The sequence below is a fragment of the Moorena sp. SIO4E2 genome (genome assembly GCF_010671945.1).
GTDB lineage: Bacteria > Cyanobacteriota > Cyanobacteriia > Cyanobacteriales > Coleofasciculaceae > Moorena > Moorena producens.
Genome location: NZ_JAAHIE010001315.1, coordinates 1 through 1,230 on the forward strand (window position 1 = coordinate 1; position 1,230 = coordinate 1,230).

Genomic DNA, 1,230 nt, shown 5'->3' on the forward strand with positions numbered 1-1,230 from the left:
AAGTTTTTTGATACTGAATTTTGCCCCCCTAGCCCCCCAATTCTGGGGGGAACAAGAATCAATTTGCTGGTAGAAGTCCCCCAAAATTGGGGGACCAACGGGGGCTTGGATGTAGCAAATGAGACTTTTCAGACAACCTCTAAAAAGCGCTACTCCCGACTCCCGATTCCCGACTCCCGACTCCCGACTCCCGACTCCCGACTCCCTACTCCCGACTCCGTCACCCAAATTAAAACTGCTATAAATGAAGACATAAATTCACACCATAAATTCAAACAATGATTCGAGCCTACGCAGCCCACGAACCTGGTGGAGAACTGAAGCCTTCTGAATACGACCCAGGGGTTTTGGGGGAAGAGGAAGTAGAAATCAATGTGGAATACTGTGGTATTTGCCACAGGGACGTGAGTATGTTGGATAACGAGTGGGGACTAACTCAGTATCCCTTTGTACCAGGTCACGAGGTCGTTGGTACCGTGGCCGCATTGGGAGAGAACGTGACCACGCTCCAAGTTGGACAAAGAGTGGGACTAGGCGATCGCTTAATCTCTTAGCACCATAATCCCTTAACTTTCACAATTGTGTGTCTTTTCTTAACAAACTCAGCAATTTAAGGATTAATTCCATAACTAACCTTAACAAATCATCATTATAATCCCGCACCACTAATCGGTTATAATGAAATTGGGATGAACAAATACATCCTGATGATTTAACTTCTAGGGAGGCCAAAAATGAAATTCAATATTTTGGCAACGCTAACTTTAGTCGCTTCTCTGTTCTTCACCGGTTCAGCCGTAGCTGAAAACCCAGACCAGGTGCAACAGTTGCTTTCAACTGGTGAATGTCCAGGGTGTAATTTAAAAGGAGCGGATCTATCGGGTGCACATCTACTTGGGGCTGATTTGAGGAATGCTAACCTGCAAGGAGCAATCTTAATTGAAGCCAACCTAGAAGGTGCTGACCTGACTGGTGCCAACTTAAACGGGGCTAACTTAACCCAAGCCTTTGTCACCAACGCTAGTTTAAACTGTGCTAATCTCAACCAAGTGAATTTGACAGCGGCCAAGCTTTACGACACCGATGTGTCTGGAGCTGTCATGAACAAAGTTACCTTAACTAATGCCGAGATATTTGAAACTGGCATTGGCATTGGTGGTAGTGCCGAGGAATTCAATTTCAATGTCGAGTGTAGAGTAGATTCTTGACTGTCAAGGTAGGGTGGGCAAA

The 1,230-nt window shown here is 45.5% G+C and carries 2 protein-coding genes and 1 pseudogene; all 3 read left to right on the top strand.

Translation table 11 applies throughout. The features are described 5' to 3' along the window. The coding region (locus tag F6K37_RS43260) for a hypothetical protein (RefSeq protein ID WP_287257325.1) at positions 1 to 282 on the top strand (282 nt) is incomplete at its 5' end. Then, positions 279 to 536: pseudogene (locus tag F6K37_RS43265) on the top strand (alcohol dehydrogenase catalytic domain-containing protein); the annotation flags it as partial. The gene F6K37_RS43260 and the pseudogene F6K37_RS43265, both read left to right, overlap by 4 nt. Before the next feature lie 198 nt (positions 537 to 734). Then, complete coding sequence (locus F6K37_RS43270; protein WP_008190303.1) at positions 735 to 1,208, top strand: pentapeptide repeat-containing protein; 474 nt, start codon at positions 735 to 737, stop codon at positions 1,206 to 1,208. The last annotated feature ends 22 nt before the right edge of the window (positions 1,209 to 1,230 follow it).